This window comes from Burkholderia metallica (assembly GCF_001718555.1).
GTDB classification, from domain to species: Bacteria; Pseudomonadota; Gammaproteobacteria; order Burkholderiales; family Burkholderiaceae; genus Burkholderia; species Burkholderia metallica.
On sequence record NZ_CP013403.1, the window covers coordinates 1870033 to 1887971 of the forward strand.

The following is a 17939-nucleotide window of genomic DNA, read 5'->3' on the forward strand; positions in this document are numbered from 1 at the left end:
TCTCCTGTGTCTCGTCGCGCGGTCAGGCCAAGGCCTTGCTCGTGTCTGCCAGGGCTTCCGTATCGACTGCCCGGCCCTGGTTCATCCACTTGCGCGCGAGTTTCAGCTCGCGCGCGTTGTTGACGGCGATGACACCTCTCACATGTCCTTCGCCCACGAAAAACAACGTCGCCCGACGCGCGGCCAGCTCGCCGCGCACGACGAGCTGCGCATCGGCCGGCAGATCGCCGAGGATCTGCAGGTTCACGTCGTACTGATCGGACCAGAACCACGGAATCTCCGCGTACGGCGCACGCACGCCGAGCACCGCCTTCGCGGCCGCGATCGCCTGGTTCTGCGCATTGGCCCACGATTCGAGCCGCACGCGCCGCTTCAGCCAGCCGTTGTGATGGTTCGCGACGTCGCCGCACGCGAAGATCGCCGGGTCGCTCGTCGCGCCGAATTCGTCGACGACGATGCCGTCGTCGACCGCCAGCCCCGCGTCGCTCGCGAGCGACGCGTTCAGCGCGAGGCCGATGCCGGCCACCGCGAAATCGGCGTCGATCGTCGTGCCGTCAGCGAGCGTCGCGCGGACCTTCGACGCATCGCCCGGCTGCGCGTCGAGCGACGCGAGCGCCGCACCGAGCCGCACGTCGACGCCGTTCGCGCGATGCAGGTCGAGCAGGAAATCCGACACGATCTGCGGCACCGAGCGCCCGCACAGCCGCGGCGCGCCTTCGACCACCACGGCGTCGACACCGAGCTTGCGCGCGGTCGCCGCGACTTCGAGGCCGATCCAGCCGCCGCCGATCACGAGCACGCGCCGGCTCGCGCGCAGCTTCTCGCCCAGCGCGGCCGCTTCGTCGAGCGTGCGCAGGTAATGCAGGTTCGGCGTCCTGACGATCGAATCCGGCAGGCGGCGCGACGTGCCGCCGGTCGCGATCACGAGGCGGTCGTATTCGATCTCGCGGCCGCTTGCGGTTTTCACGACGCGGCGGGCGCGGTCGATCGACGCGGCACGTTCCGGCTGCCACGCTTCGACGTTCAGCGTGTCGAATTCGTCCGGGCGCACGACGCGCACGGTGTCGATGTCGGCGTCGCCAACCAGCACGGCCTTCGACAGCGGCGGACGCTCGTACGGCAGATGCGGTTCGTCCGCGATCATCACGAGGCGGCCCGCGTAGCCTTCCGCGCGCAGCGTCTTCAGCACCCAGCCGGCCGCCTGGCCGCCGCCGATCACGACGACCGTGCCGGGCGCGGCCTGCTCCTGTGTGGTCCCTTCGCTCACGATTTGCGCTCCGTCATGAACTTGCCTTCCGGCGCCTTCGCGTCCTTCTGCCGGCGCGTGTTGCCGTCGAGGCCGCCGTCGACGGCCCATTCGGCGAACACGGTCGGGCCCGGTTCGAATTCGCGCGGCTGCCACTCGGGCGTCAGCATGTCCTCGTCCGCGTAGTACTCGATCAGGCCGCCGGCCGGATTCTGGAAGTACCAGAAGTACGCGGACGACACCGGGTGGCGTCCCGGGCCGAGTTGCGTTTGCCAGCCGCAGCGGTCGATGTGCAGGCCGCCGCCGAACACTTCGTGAATATCGCGCACGGTGAACGCGACATGGTTCAGGCCGCGCTTGCCGTTCGGCAGCGCGAGCAGGAACAGGTCGTGGTGGCCGCCGTGCGGCGCGCAGCGCATGAACGCACCGCGGCCCGGATAACGGTCGGACGTCTCGAAGCCGAGCAGCTCGTGATAGAACTTTTCCTGTGCGTCGAGGCAGTTCGTGAAGAACACCACGTGGCCGACCTCGACCGGCTCCGCGCGTGCGTAGATCGGGCTCGGTTGGTCGACGCGCAGCGTGCGGCCCCACACGTTCGACGGCGAGCCGGTGATGTCGAGTTCACGCTTGCGCGTGACTTCGATGCGAATCGCCATCCCGTTCGGGTCGGTACAGCCGAGCGCGTCCTTCCGTGCGTAAAAGCCGGGCTGGCCGGCGAGCTTGCCGCGCAGCGCGTCGAGTTCCTGCTGCGTCGCGACGCCCCACGTGACTTCGCGCACCGTCGGGCCCGCTTCGAACGCGGGCGGCAGCGCCGGATCGTCGGCCTTGACGACCAGCACGGTGCAGCCGTTCAGCGTCTCGAAGCGTGCTTGCGTGTCGTCGTGCTCGACTTCCTTCAGCCCCCAGTCGGCGAAAAAGCGCCGGCAGGTCGCGAGATCGTCGACGCCGTACGTGATCTGCTCGATTCCCAAAATGCTCATTGCGTCATTCCCCTTCGCTCAGTTCGCCCACGGCAGCGGCGCGTCGTTCAATCCCCAGTAGAGGCTCTTCTGCTGCATGTACTCGCGGATGCCGAGACGCCCCTTCTCGCGCCCCATCCCGCTCTCCTTCCAGCCCGAGAACGGCGTGGAGATCGAAAACAGCTTGTACGTGTTGATCCAGACGGTGCCCGTCTCCAGCGCACGCGCGATGCGCCATGCGCGCTTGTAGTCGCGCGTCCAGATGCCGGCCGCAAGACCGAACACGCTGTCGTTCGCCTGCACGATCAGCGACGCTTCGTCGTCGAACGGCATCGCGACGAGCACCGGCCCGAAGATTTCTTCCTGGCAGATGCGCGCGCTGTTCGGCAGACCTTCGAGAATCGTCGGCTGATAGAAGAAGCCGTCTTCGCGGCCGTCGCCCGACGGCCGCTCGCCGCCGCACAGCAGGCGGCCGCCTTCCTCGAGGCCGAGCGCGACGTAGCGCTCCACCGATTCGCGATGCTTCGCGGTGATCAGCGGCCCCATCTGCGTGTCGGGCCGCGTCGGGTCGCCCACGCGCAGCTTGCGGGCGCCGGCCACCAGGCGTCGCATGAATTCGTCGTACACCGAGCGCTGCACGAACAGCCGTGAGCCCGCGATGCACGCTTCGCCCGACGAGCTGAAGATGCCGTACAGCACGCCGTTGACCGCGTGATCGAGATCGGCGTCGTCGCATACGATCGTCGGCGACTTGCCGCCGAGTTCGAGCGACACGGGCATCAGCTTCTCGGCCGCGATGCGCGCGATGCCGCGGCCCACTTCGGTGCCGCCGGTAAACGACACCTTCTTCACCAGCGGATGCCGCACGAGCACGTCGCCGATCACCGAGCCCTTGCCCGGCAGCACGCTCAGCACGCCCTTCGGCACGCCGGCTTCCTCGCAGATGCGCGCCAGCGCGAGCGACACGAGCGGCGTGACTTCGGCCGGCTTCAACACCACCGCGTTGCCGCCCGCGAGCGCCGGCGCGAGCTTCTGCGCGTCGGACGCGATCGGTGAATTCCACGGCGTGATCGCCGCGATCACGCCGATCGGCTCGTACACGCTCATCGTCAGGTAGTCGCCGCGCGACGGGGTCAGCTCTTCGTCGAGCGTTTCGAGGCACGCCGCGAAATAGCGGAACGTGTTCGCGGCGCTCGCCACCAGCACGCGCGTCTCGCCGATCGGCTTGCCGTTGTCGCGACGCTGCAGGTTCGCGAGCGCTTCGTGGCGCTGCATGATCAGATCGGCGATGCGGTACAGCACCTGCGCGCGCAGATGCGGCTTCAGCCCGGCCCAGTCGGCGCGGCGCCACGCGGCATCGGCGGCCACGACGGCGTCGGCCGCGTCTTGCGCGTCCGCGGTCGACACTTCCATGTTCAGCGACTGGTCGGCCGGATAGATGCTCGCGTAAGGCGCGCCACGGCCGCGCCGCCATTCGCCGCCGATCAGGATGTTGCCGTCGGGTACGAGGCGCGTATCGAAAGGAGTCATGTCACAAGTCCCACAAATCTGTCTCTGCAGGCTCGCCCGCGCCGTGGCGCGGGCGGGCATTCAATGGCCCGGTCAGATCACGCAGCGGGCCGCGCGGTTGCGCAGCGCGCGGATCGCGCTGTACGCCGTCAGCGCGGACGTCTTCGGGTTGTCGGGCAGCGGCTTGCCGCTCATTTCCAGCGACATCTCGCCGAACGCGCCGCGCGCGGTGATGCGATGCACGTTGCGCTCGACCGCCGGATCGGCGATCAGCCGCACGTGCGTCGCATCGAGGCCGAGGCCCGCGAGCGCGACGGTCGCCGCGACGTTCGCGTTCTTCGGATACAGCCGCGCGGCGTCGCGCGCGGTGCCTTCGAAGATCACTTTCTCCTCGGTCATCGCGCGCAGGTCGCACAGTTCTTCGGCGGGCGTGCCGAGCCAGCCGAGCGGCGGCTTGCGGCCGACGTACAGCACTTCGTCGAGGCCGCCCTGCTTCGCGGACGCCAGCGCGTCGATGCCGCCGATCGCGCCGGACAGCAGCGTCACGGTTGCGTCGCCTTCGTCGGCAGCCTGCGCGAGCACGTCGAGCAGCGCGAGATCGGACAGCGCGCCGATCGACGCGACCGCGCAGTCGGTGCCGGCCTTCAGCAGCGGCACGACGTGATCGACGAGCGCGCTGTGGCCCGCGCATTCGAGCGCGAACCCGGGGCGGCGGGCCAGTGCGTCGACCGACGACACGACCTCCACCGCGCCGCCCAGCTCGCGCTGCACCGCCGCGCGCTGGTGTTCCGGCACGATCACGTGCGCGATGCGCAGCGACGCATCGTGCTCGACCGCGTGGTACACGGCCGCGCCGATCGCACCGAAGCCGATCATCGCGACGTCGACGGGTGCGTGGCCGTTACGCATACTGGCGCTCCGACGGTTCTTCCTTCTTGACCGGCGGGCCCGCGAAATTCGACGCGAACGAGCCGACCGACAGCATGTCGACCTCGACCATCACCGGGCCTTCCTTCGCCATCCCTTCGCGCACGATCGCTTCGGCGTCGTCGAGCGACGTGATCCGGTAGTGCGTGAGGCCGAAGCTCGCGCAGAACTGCGCGAAATCCGGCTGGTGCAGCTGCACGAAGCAGCGGCGGCCGCCGTAATGCGCGTCCTGGATGTTGCGGATCACGCCGTAGCACTGGTCGTTCATCAGCACGATCATCACGTTCGCGTTTTCCTGCACGGCCGTGACGAGTTCGCCGACGTTGACCATCAGGCCGCCGTCGCCGACGAGGCAGACCGTCTTCGCAGCCGCGCCCGCGAGCGCCGCGCCGATGCCCATCTGGATGCCCTGGCCGATGCCGCCGCCGAGCGCATGCACGCCCGAGCGCGGCTCGAAGATCTTCAGCAGGCGGTTGCCCCACGTGCTGTTCGAGATCGTCACGTCGCGCACCCAGTTGTAGTCGCGGCCGACGGCGGCCTGCAGCGTGTCGACGAGCTGCTTGTACGGCCCGAGGCCCTTCGACACGTCGGCCACCGCCTGTTCGCGGGCCGTCGCGAGATCGACCGCGAACTGCGGATCGACCGTCAGGCGGCCTTCGAGGCGGTCGGCCAGCTCGGCCAGCACGCGCTTCGAATCGCCGTGCACGAACAGCGCGTTGCGATAGCCGCGGTTGTCGGCGAGCGCATCGGCATCGACGCGGAACAGCGGCTGCGGCAGCCCGAGCTTGTACTTCAACGTCTCGTTGCCGCGCAGGCGCGAGCCGACGACGACGAGCGCATCGCAGGTCTTGTAGAACGCTTCGACGGACGCATGCACGTTGAATGCGCCGAGCGTGGCCGGGTGATCCTCCGGCAGCACGCCGCGGCCCTGCACGCTCGTCACGACGCCGAAGCCGAGCTTCACGAGGCGTTCGACTTCCTCGCGTGCGTGGCGCGCGCCGCCGCCGAGCCACAGCAGCGGGCGGCGCTTCTCGGCCAGCGCGTCGGCGAGCTTCGCGACGCGTGCGGAGTCGTGTTCGCGCACCGCGACGTACGCCGGCGCAAGGTCGTCCGGCCATTCGATTTCGGCGGCCTGGATGTCGATCGGAATCTCGACGGACACGGGGCCCGTCGGTGCGGTCTGCGCGACGCGCACGGCTTCGCGGATCGTCGGCAGCACGGTTTCGACGGTGCGCACGCGGAACGCGGCCTTCGAGATCGAGTCGAGCATCGACAGCTGATCGGGCGCTTCGTGGATGTACGCGAGATCCTGATCCAGATACGGCGTTTCGATCTGCCCCGTCACGTGCAGCAGCGCGGTGCCGGCCGTCAGCGCCTCGACCATCGCGCCGGCCGCGTTGCCGGCCGCCGTGCCCGTGCTCGTGAACGCGACGCCGAGGCCGCCCGACACGCGGGCCAGGCCGTCGGCCATGTTCAACGCACCAGCTTCGCCGCGCGCGCCGACGTACCGGATGTTGCCGCGCGAGTTGATCGCGTCGAGGATCGGCATGTTGTGGATCGAGATGACACCGAATGCGGTCTTCACGCCGCACTGCTCGAGAAAGGCGGCAATCAGCTCGCCAACCGTGGTTTTTTTAGACATGGCGTGCAAAGCCTCCAGAAACGTCGATATGGCTGCCCGTCGTGTAGGACGACAGATGCGTTGCGAGATAAAAGAGCGCCCAGGCGGCCTCGTCAGGCTTGCCGAAGCGGTTCAGCGGAATGTTCTTCTTGCGGGCGAGCGCGCCCGTCCAGTCGTCCCAGCTTTCGCCGGCCTGCGCCTGCGCTTCGTAGCGGCGGCGCCACTGCCCCGACTCGACGATGCCGATCAGGATCGAGTTCACGCGGATGCGCTGCGGCGCGAGTTCGGTCGCGAGCGACTTCACGAGGCTCAGCACGCCCGCGCGCGCCGACGACGTCGCGACCATGTGCGGCTCCGGCTGCAGCGCGAGCAGCGAGTTCACGCAGGTGATCGTCGGCGCCTGCGCGTCGCGCAGCAGCGGCAGGAACGCGCGCGTCGGGCGGATGATGCTGAAATACTTCAGTTCGAGCTCTTCGCGCCACGCGTCGTCGGTCGTGTCGGCGAAGGTCGATACGCGGCCCTGGCCGGCGTTGTTGACCAGCATGTCGGCGCGGCCGAAGCGCGCGGAAACCGCCTGCGCGAACGCCGCCACGTCGGCTTCGTCGAGCACGTTGCAGCGCACGGCGAGCAATTGCGCGCCCGGATATTTTTCGACGAGCATCGCTTCGGCGCGCGCGAGGCGCTCGCCGTCCCGGCCGCAAATCGCGACCGATGCGCCCGCCTGCAGAAACCGTTCGGCGGTCGCGAGGCCGATGCCGGACGAACCGCCCGTCACTACCGCCACCTGCCCGGTCAGATCGATCTGAATCATCGGAGTCCTAATGCTTTCATGAACGTGTGCTCGTCGTCCGAGCGGTAATTGAGCCGCCGCGACAGTTCCGCCGCCGCGCGCTGCACCTTGTCGATCAGGCCGTCCGCGATCAGCGCCGCGTCGATTTCCGGCCGCGGCACCGTCACCGTGATGCACGCGACGATCCGCTGCGTTTCGTTGCGCACCGGCGCCGTGACCACCGAAATGCCGCGCTCGAACGACGAGTTGCTGACGCCGTAGCCGCGCAGCGCATCCTCGCGGATCACCGCATACAGCGCGTCGACCGTTTCCGGCGTCGCGTTCGTCATCCGGTTCAGCGTGCCTTCCGGATACAGCGCTTGCAGTTCCTTCAACGACAGGTCGCCCATCAGCACGTGGCCGTGCGTCGTCGCATGCGCGGGCAGGCGCGTGCCGACGTTCACGCGGATCGAGCTGAACACCGGCGCCTGGCTCTGCGCCTTCGCGACGAACACCACGTCGCGGCCGTCGCGGATCACGATGTGCGTCGTGAAGCCGGTCGCATCGCGCAGGCTCTCGATCACCGGCAGGCCGAGATCGGTCAGCTCCAGCGAGCTCAGGTATTCGAAACCGAGCCGCAGCACGGCGATGCCGAGCTTGTAGTTGCGATCCTTGTCCGCGCGCTCGAGGAAGCCGAGCGATTCGAGCGTCTGCAGCAGACGGAACACCGTCGTGCGCGGAATGCCGAGCCGCTTCGACAGCTCGGGCGCACCGAGCACGGGCTCGCGCGGCGAGAATTCCGCGAGGATCCGCAGCCCGCGTTCGAGGCCGGGCACGACGTAACTGGCTTCGGCCTTCGCGTTCTCGAGTTCGGGTTGTTTCAGCGGTTCGTTCATGCCAGCCCCCGCTGCGAGTCGCACTGACGGCAGAACGTGTCGATCAGTGCGGAATAAACGGCCGGTGCCTCGACATAGCCGGCATGACCGGCTTGCGGAATCACCTGCAGCCCGACGTGCGCGGCCGCGGCGATCCGCTCGCACGCGGCAGGCGGCGTGATCGCGTCGTTCGCGCCGACGGCCACGGCCGTGCGGCCGCGAAAACCGGCGAGATCGGCCGCGAGATCGGCGTTCGCGAGCAGATGCGTGGCCTGCGCGTAGCCGGCCGGCACGATGCGCGCCATGTTCCAGCGCACCCACGCGCGCGCCTCCTCGTTCGCGAAACCGGACAGCATGTTGCCGCTGCGCTGCTCGGCGAGCCCCGCCGGGCCGAGTGCGGCGAGCATCGCGAGCCGCGCGTCGCGGCGCGATTCGCGCGTTTCGGCGGGCGCGCTGCCGTAGCCGCCCGCGGGCGACACCAGCAGCAGGCCGGCGATCCGCGCGGGCATCGCGCGGGCGAGACCGCCCGCGATGATCGCGCCGAGCGAGTGGCCGACCAGCACGCAGCGTTCGATGCCGAGTGCCTCGAGCCACGCGTTCAGCGACGCCGCGTAATCGGCGGCGGCCGGCGACTCGCCGTGCACCGGCGTCGACACGCCGTAACCGGGCGCATCCCACGCGAGCACGCGCCGCGATGCGCCGAGCGTGTCGAGCTGGCGCACCCACGATGCGGCGCCCGACCCGATGCCGTGCAGCAGCACGACGGGCAGCGCGCGGCCCGCATGCTGCGCGCCGGCCTCACGGTAGCCGATCGTGCCCGCTGCGCCGGCCGCGCAACGCTGTTCGGGAAACTGCCCGAGCAGCGCGGCGAACGCCGCGGTGCGGTCGCGTTCACGTTTGTCGATGACACTCATTGCTCAGCCGCTCCGTCTCAACGCTTGATCTTCGCGAGCGGCGAATCGGGCGGATACGTCGGCGTGACCGGCTTCGGCGAACCGAGCATCACGCACATCAGCGCATCTTCCTCGCCGATGTTGATTTCCGTGCGATACACGCCCGGCGGCACCGAGATCAGGTCGCGCTCGCCGAGGACCGCCTCCCACGTCTCGCCGTCACGCTCGCAGATCACCTTCATCTTGCCGCGCAGCACGAAGAAGATTTCCTCGACGTCCATGTGGATGTGGCTCGGGCCGATGTTGCCGGCCGGGATGACCATCGTCGAGAACGTGAAGCCGCCGGCCGGCACCGTGTTGACGTCCTTCGCGACGCCCGTGCCGCCCGTGCCGACGTAGCGCATCTGCGCGCGGCGGTACTTCGGGTCGTAGTCGGCCTGGAACTTCAGTGCGTCCCAGTCGTAGCGACGCGTCGCATAGCGCGCCACGCGCCCTTCCATCCAGTCGTTGAAGCTTGCGCCTTCCGGCTGGTCCCACGACTTGCGTTCGAGATCGGCGTCCGCCATCGTCCTCTCCTTCATCAGAGTGAAAACTTCAGTTCAGTCAATTCATCACGAAGCCGCCGTTGACCGGCAGCAACTGGCCCGTCACGAAGCGCGCGCCGTCCGACAGCAGGAACAGCACCGGGCCCGTCACGTCGTCGGGCACCTGCGCGCGCGTCAGCGCGCGGCCCTGCATGTAGAACGCGTGGCGCTCGGCCGGCACGTAGGCGGTCGCCTCGACTTCGGTGAGCCCCGGCGCGATCGCGTTGACCGTCACGCCGTGCGCGCCGAATTCGCGCGCCTGCGCATGCGTCATCGCGATCACTGCACCCTTGCTGGCGACGTACGCGAGCAGCTTCGGCGCGCCCCACAGCGCGGTGTCCGATGCGAGGTTCACGATCGCGCCGCGGCCCGACTGCGCGAGGTGCGGCAGCGCCGCATTGCTGACGAGCCACACGCCGCGCACGTTCACGTTCATCACGGCGTCCCAGGTCGACACGTCGAGCTCCGTCGACAGCTTGCCGCCCGAGTTCGTGATCGCCGCGTTGTTGATCAGCGCGTCGATGCCGCCGAGCGCCGCCGCGCCCTGCGCGACGAACGCGTCGACGCTCGCCGGATCGGCGAGATCGAGTGCAAAGAAATGCGCGCCGTGGCCCGCTTCGGCGAGTTGCGCGGCAAGCGCACGGCCTTCATCGGCCAGCACGTCGCCGAACGCGACCTGCGCGCCCGCATCGACGAGCGCGGTCACGAACGCCGCGCCAAGCCCGCGCGCGCCGCCCGTGACGAGCACGCGGCGCCCCGCGAGCGACACGACCGGAGCGCGCTCAGCCATTCGACGGCTCCGCCGCGGCCTGCGCCGCACGATGCGCGTCGAGCGCGGAGAGATGCTCCTGCGCACGCTGGCGCAGCATCCGGCGCACGCGCGTGATGCCGACGTCGTGCTGATACAGGTATTCGTGATCGCGGGCCTGCGGCGCGAGGCTTTCGAGGACGTAGCGGTCCTGCTCGAGCACGTCCCAGTGCAGCCCCTCGAGGCGGTTGCGATACATGAAGCGCCACACGTCGCGCTGCCAGCCGCTGACCTTGCGCGTGCGCCAGAAGTAGACCTGGCAGTGGTCGCCGTCGACCGGCGTCGCGAAGCCGATGATCCCGAAGTTGCCGCCCGGGCCGAACTTCTGCTTGTACGGAATCGCGAGGCGCATCCACAGGCAGCCCGTTTCGCCGAGCTCGACCCAGTCGAAGTTCACGTCGCGCTGGCCGACCTTCTCGAACATCAGGCCCGTTTCCGTCTTGCGCACGCGCATGTCGGCCTGCTTGTCGCCTTCGGCCATCGAGTGCGAGGTGGCATGCAGGTACGCACCGTGCATCGGGTCCATCACGTTGTCGATCGCGTACTGGTAATTGCACTTCCAGTTCGACACGCACAGGAAGTGCGCGTATTCGTCGGCGACCAGTTCTTCCGGCAGGTTCAGCGGCGCCGGCTCGCCGTGCGCTTCGTCGCCGAACCACAGGAAGATCGCGCCGGCCTTCTCTTCGACCGGGTACGACTTCACGCACTTCGTGCCTTCGAGCGGACAGTTCGACACGGCCGGCACGCGGTTGACCGTGCCGCCGCCGTCAACTTCGATGCCGTGATACCAGCAGGCGATGTTGCCGCCGAGGTTCCAGCCGAGCGACAGGCGCGCGCCGCGGTGCGGGCAGCGATCTTCGAGCGCATGGACCTTGCCGTCGTGATCGCGCCACAGCACGATCTGCTCGGACAGGCGCGTGAGGCCGACAGGCGCATTCGACACCTGCCAGCTCGGCGCAACGGGATACCAGTAGTTCTTGATGCCGCGGTCGAGATAGTCACGGACCGGGTCGTGTTGGACTGCGTGTTGTGCGGGGGACGTCATCAGTGTGCTCCGGATGCGGTTGTCGTCGGCTCGGCGGTCAGCGCGTCAGCGCGCTCACTCCGCGAGCGAGGCCATTTCGGCGCGGAAGCGCTCGGCGGTCCACGCGGTGCCGTCCGGCGCGCGGAAGCCGATGCGGTTCAGGCCCGCGACGACGTCGTCCAGCTCGGTCGCGCCGGCTTCGAACACGCGTTCGAGCGCGTCGCCGAGGTCGTTTTCGTACTGGGTCGGCGCGGCCTTGCGGTTCTGCCAGACCTGGTTCTCGACCTGGCCGGGGATCTCGATCTGCCCCTTGCCCGCGACGTTGTTCGGCTGCGGCGCCACCCACGGCTTCAGGAAGGGATTGAAGTTGACGGTCGCTTCTTTCATGTCATTCCACCTTGATCTGGATTTCCTCGCCGGCGAGGCGCACCGCGTACTGCTTCAGTGCGCGCCCGCCCGGACCCTTCAGGCATTCGCCCGTCCTGATGTCGAACACGGCCTCGTGCAGCGGGCATTCGACGGTGCCTTCGTCGACGAACCCCTGCGTCAGCAGCGCGTACGCATGCGGACATACGTTCTCGAGCGCATACACGTCGTCGCCGACGCGGTAGATCCCGATTTCGACGCCGTCGGTCCGCTTGAACTCGATCGGCGTGTCTTCCGACAGCGCGCCGGCGTGTCCGGCGCAAATCCATTGTTCAGACATCTCAACCCTTCCTTCTGAGCGACGCTCGGTTTGTTCCGATTTGTTCCATATCCGGAACAGCAGTTTATGGATGGTGATTATAGGAGCGACTTTCCACGAGTAAAACAAAAAGCTGCATGTCCTAGGGAAAACACCGACCGCGCGCTCAACGAACCCGCCGCCCTACCTTATCGAATGTAATTTTTTGTTATTCGGCAGGGATTTACCGACTTTTTCACGGATTCGCTCCGCGCAGCCGGGTCGCACCGCAAGCTCATCCGTCCCGAAAAATTTATTTTTGACTCGCCGCCCGACGCCTCTATACTCCATTCCATCAGAGGCACACTGTTCCTTATATGGAACACAAAAATGCCCACTCGATGGCGAAAACGCACGATGGCCGGCCGTTCTTCCGTGCATGCCGCCATGGCACGTTTTCATCAGGTACGGAGATTCAGGAGATCAAATGGTCAAGCAAGCGGTAGCAGCAGCAGTGATCGGATTGGGCGCCGCGTCGGGCGCGTGGGCGCAGAGCAGCGTGGTGCTGTACGGCAGCCTCGATGCGGGGGTCGCTTACGTGAACAACGTCGGCGGCCATGCGAAGTGGGCGATGATCCAGGGCAATACGCAGCCCGACCGGTGGGGCCTGAAGGGCAAGGAAGACCTCGGCGACGGCCTGTCGGCGATCTTCCAGCTCGAAAACGGCTTCTATACGAACAACGGGCAGTTCGCGACCGCGAACACGATCTGGAACCGCGCGGCATTCGTCGGCCTCGGTTCGGAGCGCTACGGCACGCTGACGCTCGGCCGCCAGACGCCGCTGTCGTTCGACTATCTCGATCCGCTCAGCACAGCCTACCTCGCGATGAGCTGGTACGCGTTCCACCCAGGCAACATCGACGGTCTCGCCGCGACCGGCAACGTGCCGTACAACAACTCGGTCAAGTACCGGTCGCCGGCCTTCGCGGGCTTCTCGGCCGCGGCGACGATGGCGCTCGGCAACACGACGAACTTCTCGACCGGCAAATCGGTCGGCGTCGCGCTGAATTATGCGAACGGGCCGTTCAAGGCGTCGGCCGTGTACTCGAACGAGCACGACCGCTCGATCCTGATCGGCACGACCGGCATCACGTCGTTCCAGGGGCAGAACACCGCGAACGGCTACACAGCGAGCAAGGTGGAGAACATCGGTGCGGGCGCGTCCTACCAGTTCGGCGACTTCCTCGTGCATGGCCTGTACACGCGTACGAAGATGCAGTCGAACGGCTTTTCGGACACGTTCCAGAGCTACGATGCGGGCGTGAACTACCGCAGCAGCGCGTTCAACACGATCGCGGGCGGCGCGGCGACCACGACGCTGGCCGGCCGCCGCTGGACGCAGGTCGAGCTCGGCGACATCTATGCGCTGTCGAAGCGCACGCAACTCTATGCGAACGTGTTGTACGAACACGGGTCGGGCGGCGCGAAGGCCGCGTTCTTCACGGCAGGCGTGTCGAGCACCGCGAACCAGGTGATCGTGCTGACCGGGATTCACCACTCGTTCTGAACGGGGTCGGGCGTTCGGCGCCCGATACGACAAAAGCGGCCCGCGGGCCGCTTTTGTCTTGGGGAGTACTGATGTCGTTTGCCGACGACGCATCCGCGCATCGGCGCATCGAGTCGCCCGAATACCGGGAGATTTCCAGGGATCGGCACACAGACGCTGGCGCGCAAGCGCGATCGATGCGCGGCCGCGAGCCGGTCGCGCACCGGAAACCGGAACCCTCAGAACATCGCGACCTTGTGGCGCGCGTGCGCGAACGTCGGGTCGCTTTCGAGCGGACGATAGTTCAGCCGCTGCGACAGGTCGACCGCCGCGCCGCACACGGCTTCGACGAGCCGCTCCTTCTCGCCGGCCTCGCCGATCTCCGAGCGCGGCACCGTCGCGGTGATCGCCGCGACGATCGAGCCCGAATGATCGCGCACCGGCGCCGTCACGGCGGAGATGCCGCTCTCGAACGCCGCCTCGCTGACCGCATAGCCGAGCCGCGCGTAATGGCGCACGCGTTCGTACAGTTCGTCGACGGTGCCCGGCGTGCGCTCGGTGAACTGCTCGAGGCGCTTTTCCGGATAGAGCTGGCGCAGCGCGTCGCGCGTCAGGTCGCCCATCAGCACGTGGCCGTGCACGGTCGCATGCGCGGGCAGGCGCGTGCCGACGTGCACCTTCACCGAGCCGAACATCGACGCGTTGCTCTGCGCTTTCGCGACGAACACGACGTCGCGCTGGTCGCGGATCAGCAGATGCGTCGAAAAGCCGGTGGCATCGCGCAACCGTTCGAGCACGGGCGCGCCGAGATCGGTCAGTTCGAGCGAATTCAGGTATTCGAAGCCGAGCCGCAGCACGCCGACACCCAGCCGGAAATAGCGGTCGCCGTTCACGCGCTCGAGGAAGCCGAGCGCTTCGAGCGTCTGCAGCAGGCGGAACGTGGTCGTGCGCGGAATGCCGATGCGCTTCGACAACTCGGGCGCGCCGAGCACGGGCTCGCGCGCGGAGAATTCGGCGAGAATCCGCAGCCCGCGTTCGAGGCCCGGCACCAGGTAGGACGACGCGCCGCCGGACGATTCGTCGTCGGCGGGCGCCGCGCGGTCGGGTGCGCCGCTCATCGTTGTCTTGGCCATGTGGACATGGACGGTAGGAAATCAGTCACGAAACAGGTCACGGATCGTCGTGGATAGTCAGTCATGCTACCTCAGTGCGCACGCGGGTTCATACCCGCTCGCATCGCGACGCCGTGGAGAGTCAGTCATTCACGGTCGAGAGGATAGCAGCGATGGAAGGCGCGACGCCATGCAGGAACGTGAAGCGCGGCGCATGGCCCGCACGTGTCGAATGGAACGGACCATTTGGCGCAGGTGACGCAAATGGACAGACGCGCCGCGAGCGCTGTTGCGCGAAGCGCACGGGGCAACCGCGTGGAGCGCACGGAAAAACGGAAAACGATCGGAAAACCGCCCGACACCGGGCGGCAAATGATGAAGACGATCCTCGGGCGAAATCGACGCGACGGCGCGACGCGACGGCGTCAGGCCGTCACGGCGGCGTCATACTCGGCGCGGGCAAGCTGGCCGGCTGCATAAGCCTCGGCTTCGCCGCGAAAGCCTTCCCGGCTGAACGCGACGACTTTCACGCCGACGCCGGTCGCCCGCTTCACCGTCAGCGCCCATTGCCATCCGCCGTCTTGTTCAAAGACGTGCAGCGAGGGTTCGAAGGAAGGGTCGAATACGGTCACGCGTTGTGCTCCTGCCCCTTGCGCGTCGCATCGGCGACGCTCGGAGCATGTCGAAAAGATCGCGCCGGGACTCGACGCGATTCTGCCAATCGTGAGTCTAGTCAATGATTGTTGCGACGCACCATCAGAGGTTTCACTCATCTATCAAAACCAGGCGGTCGATCGAGTTTGCCTGAAACCCATATGCCACGGGCCTCAGCGCCGTTTTGGCGTACACGGCGCGGCGCTCGTGCGGCAACGTGCCGCACACGCGAACGCTTGCCTGCATCGGTCGCCCGTGAATCGCGAAAACGGGGCACGAATCTTCCGAAGTCCCCGTCGATCAGGGCTGTGACCGCCCGACATCGGCCAGCACCACGCGCCGGAACGTCAGGTTCACGCGCTCGCCCTGCACGCCCGGCGCTTTCGGCACACGATGCTGCCATTCGGCCTGCGTGCGCCCGCGCATCACGAGCAGGCTGCCGTGCACGAGACGATACGCATGCGTGACGCCGGTCGCGCGATGACGAAGATCGAACACGCGCATCGCGCCGAGGCTCACCGACGCGATCACCGGCGCGTCGCCGAGCTCGGGCTCGTTGTCCGCGTGCCAGCCGAGGCTGTCCTGCCCGTTGCGGTAGCGATTGAGCAGCACGCTGTTGAAACTTGCGCCGCACGTCGCCTCGACCGCGCGCTTCAGGTCCAACACGGCCGGCGTCCACGGCGCCGGCACGTTGCGGATGCCCGAATACACGTAGACGGCATCCGGCTCGCCCTGCCACGCGGTGAGCCGCGGCAACGGAATGCGGCCGCGCGGCGTGCGGATCGTATCCTGCTTCCACGCGACCTCGACGATCAGCGCGGCCAGCGCGCGATCGGCATCTGGCGGCGCGAGCCAGTCCGGGTACCAGTCCACTTCGGGGGCCGGCGTGTCAGCGAAGAGATCGGGGGTCGACATGTCGAAAGGAACGCGATGAACGCAGCGAGCGGTGCATGCCTGCATACTAGCCAACGGCATCGCGCACCGCCATGCGCTGTCATTCGCGGATGGAAGGTAACCGCCGCGTCCCGCATGGTGCCTCACGCGATGCGCGTTCGCCCGTCACGCGATCATCGCGGCGTGTCGCAGCGCACCCTGCCGAACGGCGCCGCTCTCTTCCGCCAGCCAGCCGGCCGACCTGTTCCCCCGCAGCCCGCGCTTCGACTTCGACGACATCGCGCGCATCGCGTGACGGCCGGCGCCCGTGCCCGCCTACGCCGGTCTTGCATCGGCTCCACGAATGATTTTTCCGAAAGGGGGAAGGCGCACTACCGGCCGCGCGTCAGCCGGATCAGCGTGATCTCGGACGGCACGCCGAAACGGTTCGGCGGCCCCCAGTACCCGGTGCCGCGGCTCGTATAAAGCCACAGATCGCCGATGCGGGTCAGCCCGCCGATCACCGGCTGCTGCAGCCGCACGAACGGCGGCCACGGCAGGAACTGACCGCCGTGCGTATGCCCCGACAACTGCACGGTGAACCCCGCACGGCTCGCCGCTTCCGCACTGCGCGGCTGGTGCGCGAGCAGGATCTTCGTGCCGACGTCGCGCGGCGCCCCGGCCAGCGCCTGCGCAGGGTCGCTGCGATGGGCGGGATCGAACCCGCCCGCGGTGAAATCGGTGACGCCCGCGAGCACCGCGCGCGCACCGTCATGCTCGATCAGCACGTGCTCGTTGAGCAGCACCGTCAGCCCGATCCGCCGGAACTCGTCGATCCACGCATGCGCGCCGGCGTAATACTCGTGGTTGCCCGTCACCAGGAAACTGCCATGTCGCGACTGCATGCGGCCGAGCGGCGCGGTGTGCTCGCGCAGGCGCTTGACCGAGCCGTCGACCACGTCGCCCGTCACGACGACGAGGTCGGCGTCGAGCGCATTGACCGCACGCACGATCCGTTCGACATAGGGCCGCTTGATCGTCGGCCCGACATGGATGTCGGACAGTTGCACGATCGTCAGCCCGTCGAGCCCGGCCGGTAGCCCCGCAACCGGAATCGACACGCGCTTGACCGCCGCCGTGCGGCGCGCACCGACGAACCCGACCGCCGTGACGAACACCGCGCCGGCCAGCACGCCGAGCGCCGTGTCGGTCGCCGCGCCGGGCCATGCGCCGTCGTGCCCGAGATGCCGCCAGGTCAATACACCGAGCAACACGAACTCGCGGAACAGCGTGAGCAGGAGCAGCGACGAGAAGAAGCCCATCACGAGCGCGCCGGCCCAGCCGACCAGCGTCGCCGCCCAGCCTTCGTCGAAGCGGCGCGAGAACATGCCGACCGGAATCAGCACGACGAAGCTCGCCAGCACGAGCGCGGCGATCGTGCGCGCGACCGGCGACGCGAATGCGTCGGGAATGATCCGCATCCCGACGTACAGATGGAACAGCACGCCGATTGCAATGAACCGGACAAAGAAACTTCGCATGGAACGTTCACCTTCGTTGCGATACCGCGTTACCGCGTTCCGCGCCGCGCGGCGGACGAGGCCGTCGTGAGGCTTCGTGCCGCGCGGCGCGCCATACTTATGGATGGTACACAGATCGCAGCTGTGACGACCGTTCGCCGGTCGGGCTTCGACACCGTGCATCGCAACGCTTGCTCGGGGTTTCGTCGAGATGCCCGGAGCGGTTTGGACCGCGGTTTCGTCGGACGACCGACGCGGGCTTGATCGCACCACCTTCATTGTGGCCAACCAAAGCGGCTTCGATCGCGACTTCATCGGTCTGCCCGCAGTAGGCGCGATCAACGCTTCCCCCCCG

The 17939-nt window shown here is 67.8% G+C and carries 18 protein-coding genes; 1 reads left to right on the forward strand and 17 read right to left on the reverse strand.

Annotated features, from left to right (window positions below):
* Positions 1 to 22: 22 nt before the first annotated feature.
* The 13 genes from WJ16_RS27980 to WJ16_RS28040 form a co-directional block, all read right to left on the reverse strand.
* The gene (locus WJ16_RS27980; RefSeq protein WP_069260257.1) at positions 23 to 1267 is read right to left on the reverse strand and encodes an NAD(P)/FAD-dependent oxidoreductase; all 1245 of its coding nucleotides are present in this window, start codon (positions 1265 to 1267) and stop codon (positions 23 to 25) included.
* A complete protein-coding gene (locus WJ16_RS27985) occupies positions 1264 to 2226 on the reverse strand; it encodes a VOC family protein (RefSeq protein WP_069260258.1) in 963 nt (320 codons plus the stop codon). The genes WJ16_RS27980 and WJ16_RS27985 overlap by 4 nt, the downstream gene beginning before the upstream one ends.
* An 18-nt stretch (positions 2227 to 2244) precedes the next feature.
* A complete protein-coding gene (locus WJ16_RS27990) occupies positions 2245 to 3735 on the reverse strand; it encodes an aldehyde dehydrogenase (protein ID WP_069260259.1) in 1491 nt (496 codons plus the stop codon).
* A gap of 72 nt (positions 3736 to 3807) precedes the next feature.
* Positions 3808 to 4623, reverse strand: a complete 816-nt coding sequence (locus WJ16_RS27995; protein ID WP_069260260.1) for an aspartate dehydrogenase — start codon at positions 4621 to 4623, stop codon at positions 3808 to 3810.
* Positions 4616 to 6283 carry a thiamine pyrophosphate-binding protein gene (locus WJ16_RS28000; protein ID WP_069260261.1) on the reverse strand — a complete coding sequence of 556 codons (1668 nt, stop codon included), beginning with the start codon at positions 6281 to 6283 and terminating at the stop codon, positions 4616 to 4618. Before WJ16_RS28000 ends, WJ16_RS27995 begins: the two co-directional genes overlap by 8 nt.
* The gene (locus WJ16_RS28005) at positions 6276 to 7073 is read right to left on the reverse strand and encodes an SDR family oxidoreductase (protein WP_069260262.1); all 798 of its coding nucleotides are present in this window, start codon (positions 7071 to 7073) and stop codon (positions 6276 to 6278) included. The genes WJ16_RS28000 and WJ16_RS28005 overlap by 8 nt, the downstream gene beginning before the upstream one ends.
* Complete coding sequence (locus tag WJ16_RS28010; RefSeq protein ID WP_069260263.1) at positions 7070 to 7927, reverse strand: IclR family transcriptional regulator; 858 nt, start codon at positions 7925 to 7927, stop codon at positions 7070 to 7072. Before WJ16_RS28010 ends, WJ16_RS28005 begins: the two co-directional genes overlap by 4 nt.
* The gene (locus tag WJ16_RS28015; RefSeq protein WP_069260264.1) at positions 7924 to 8820 is read right to left on the reverse strand and encodes an alpha/beta fold hydrolase; all 897 of its coding nucleotides are present in this window, start codon (positions 8818 to 8820) and stop codon (positions 7924 to 7926) included. Before WJ16_RS28015 ends, WJ16_RS28010 begins: the two co-directional genes overlap by 4 nt.
* Positions 8821 to 8837: 17 nt before the next feature.
* Positions 8838 to 9365, reverse strand: a complete 528-nt coding sequence (locus WJ16_RS28020; RefSeq protein WP_069260265.1) for a cupin domain-containing protein — start codon at positions 9363 to 9365, stop codon at positions 8838 to 8840.
* A 37-nt stretch (positions 9366 to 9402) separates the two neighbouring features.
* A complete protein-coding gene (locus tag WJ16_RS28025; protein ID WP_069260266.1) occupies positions 9403 to 10173 on the reverse strand; it encodes an SDR family oxidoreductase in 771 nt (256 codons plus the stop codon).
* Positions 10166 to 11236 (reverse strand): aromatic ring-hydroxylating dioxygenase subunit alpha, encoded by a 1071-nt coding sequence (locus WJ16_RS28030; RefSeq protein WP_069260267.1) that lies wholly within the window; start codon positions 11234 to 11236, stop codon positions 10166 to 10168. The genes WJ16_RS28025 and WJ16_RS28030 overlap by 8 nt, the downstream gene beginning before the upstream one ends.
* Positions 11237 to 11290: 54 nt before the next feature.
* Positions 11291 to 11602, reverse strand: coding sequence for a recombinase-like helix-turn-helix domain-containing protein (locus tag WJ16_RS28035; protein WP_027789383.1), 312 nt, complete (start codon positions 11600 to 11602; stop codon positions 11291 to 11293).
* A gap of 1 nt (position 11603) precedes the next feature.
* A complete protein-coding gene (locus WJ16_RS28040; RefSeq protein WP_027789384.1) occupies positions 11604 to 11921 on the reverse strand; it encodes a non-heme iron oxygenase ferredoxin subunit in 318 nt (105 codons plus the stop codon).
* Positions 11922 to 12366: 445 nt separating this feature from the next.
* Between WJ16_RS28040 and WJ16_RS28045 the strand changes: the two genes are divergently transcribed.
* On the forward strand, positions 12367 to 13446 hold the full coding sequence (locus tag WJ16_RS28045; RefSeq protein WP_069260268.1) for a porin: 1080 nt from the start codon (positions 12367 to 12369) through the stop codon (positions 13444 to 13446).
* 218 nt (positions 13447 to 13664) lie between these two features.
* Here the strand turns inward: WJ16_RS28045 and WJ16_RS28050 are convergent, their stop codons facing one another.
* The 4 genes from WJ16_RS28050 to WJ16_RS28065 form a co-directional block, all read right to left on the reverse strand.
* Entirely contained in the window at positions 13665 to 14558 is an 894-nt protein-coding gene (locus tag WJ16_RS28050) for an IclR family transcriptional regulator (RefSeq protein WP_069260269.1), read from the reverse strand.
* Between the two features lie 404 nt (positions 14559 to 14962).
* A complete protein-coding gene (locus WJ16_RS28055; protein ID WP_059585120.1) occupies positions 14963 to 15169 on the reverse strand; it encodes a hypothetical protein in 207 nt (68 codons plus the stop codon).
* A 322-nt stretch (positions 15170 to 15491) separates the two neighbouring features.
* Positions 15492 to 16106, reverse strand: coding sequence for an alpha-ketoglutarate-dependent dioxygenase AlkB family protein (locus tag WJ16_RS28060; RefSeq protein ID WP_069260270.1), 615 nt, complete (start codon positions 16104 to 16106; stop codon positions 15492 to 15494).
* Between the two features lie 350 nt (positions 16107 to 16456).
* Positions 16457 to 17605 carry a metallophosphoesterase gene (locus WJ16_RS28065; protein WP_069261177.1) on the reverse strand — a complete coding sequence of 383 codons (1149 nt, stop codon included), beginning with the start codon at positions 17603 to 17605 and terminating at the stop codon, positions 16457 to 16459.
* Between the last annotated feature and the right edge of the window lie 334 nt (positions 17606 to 17939).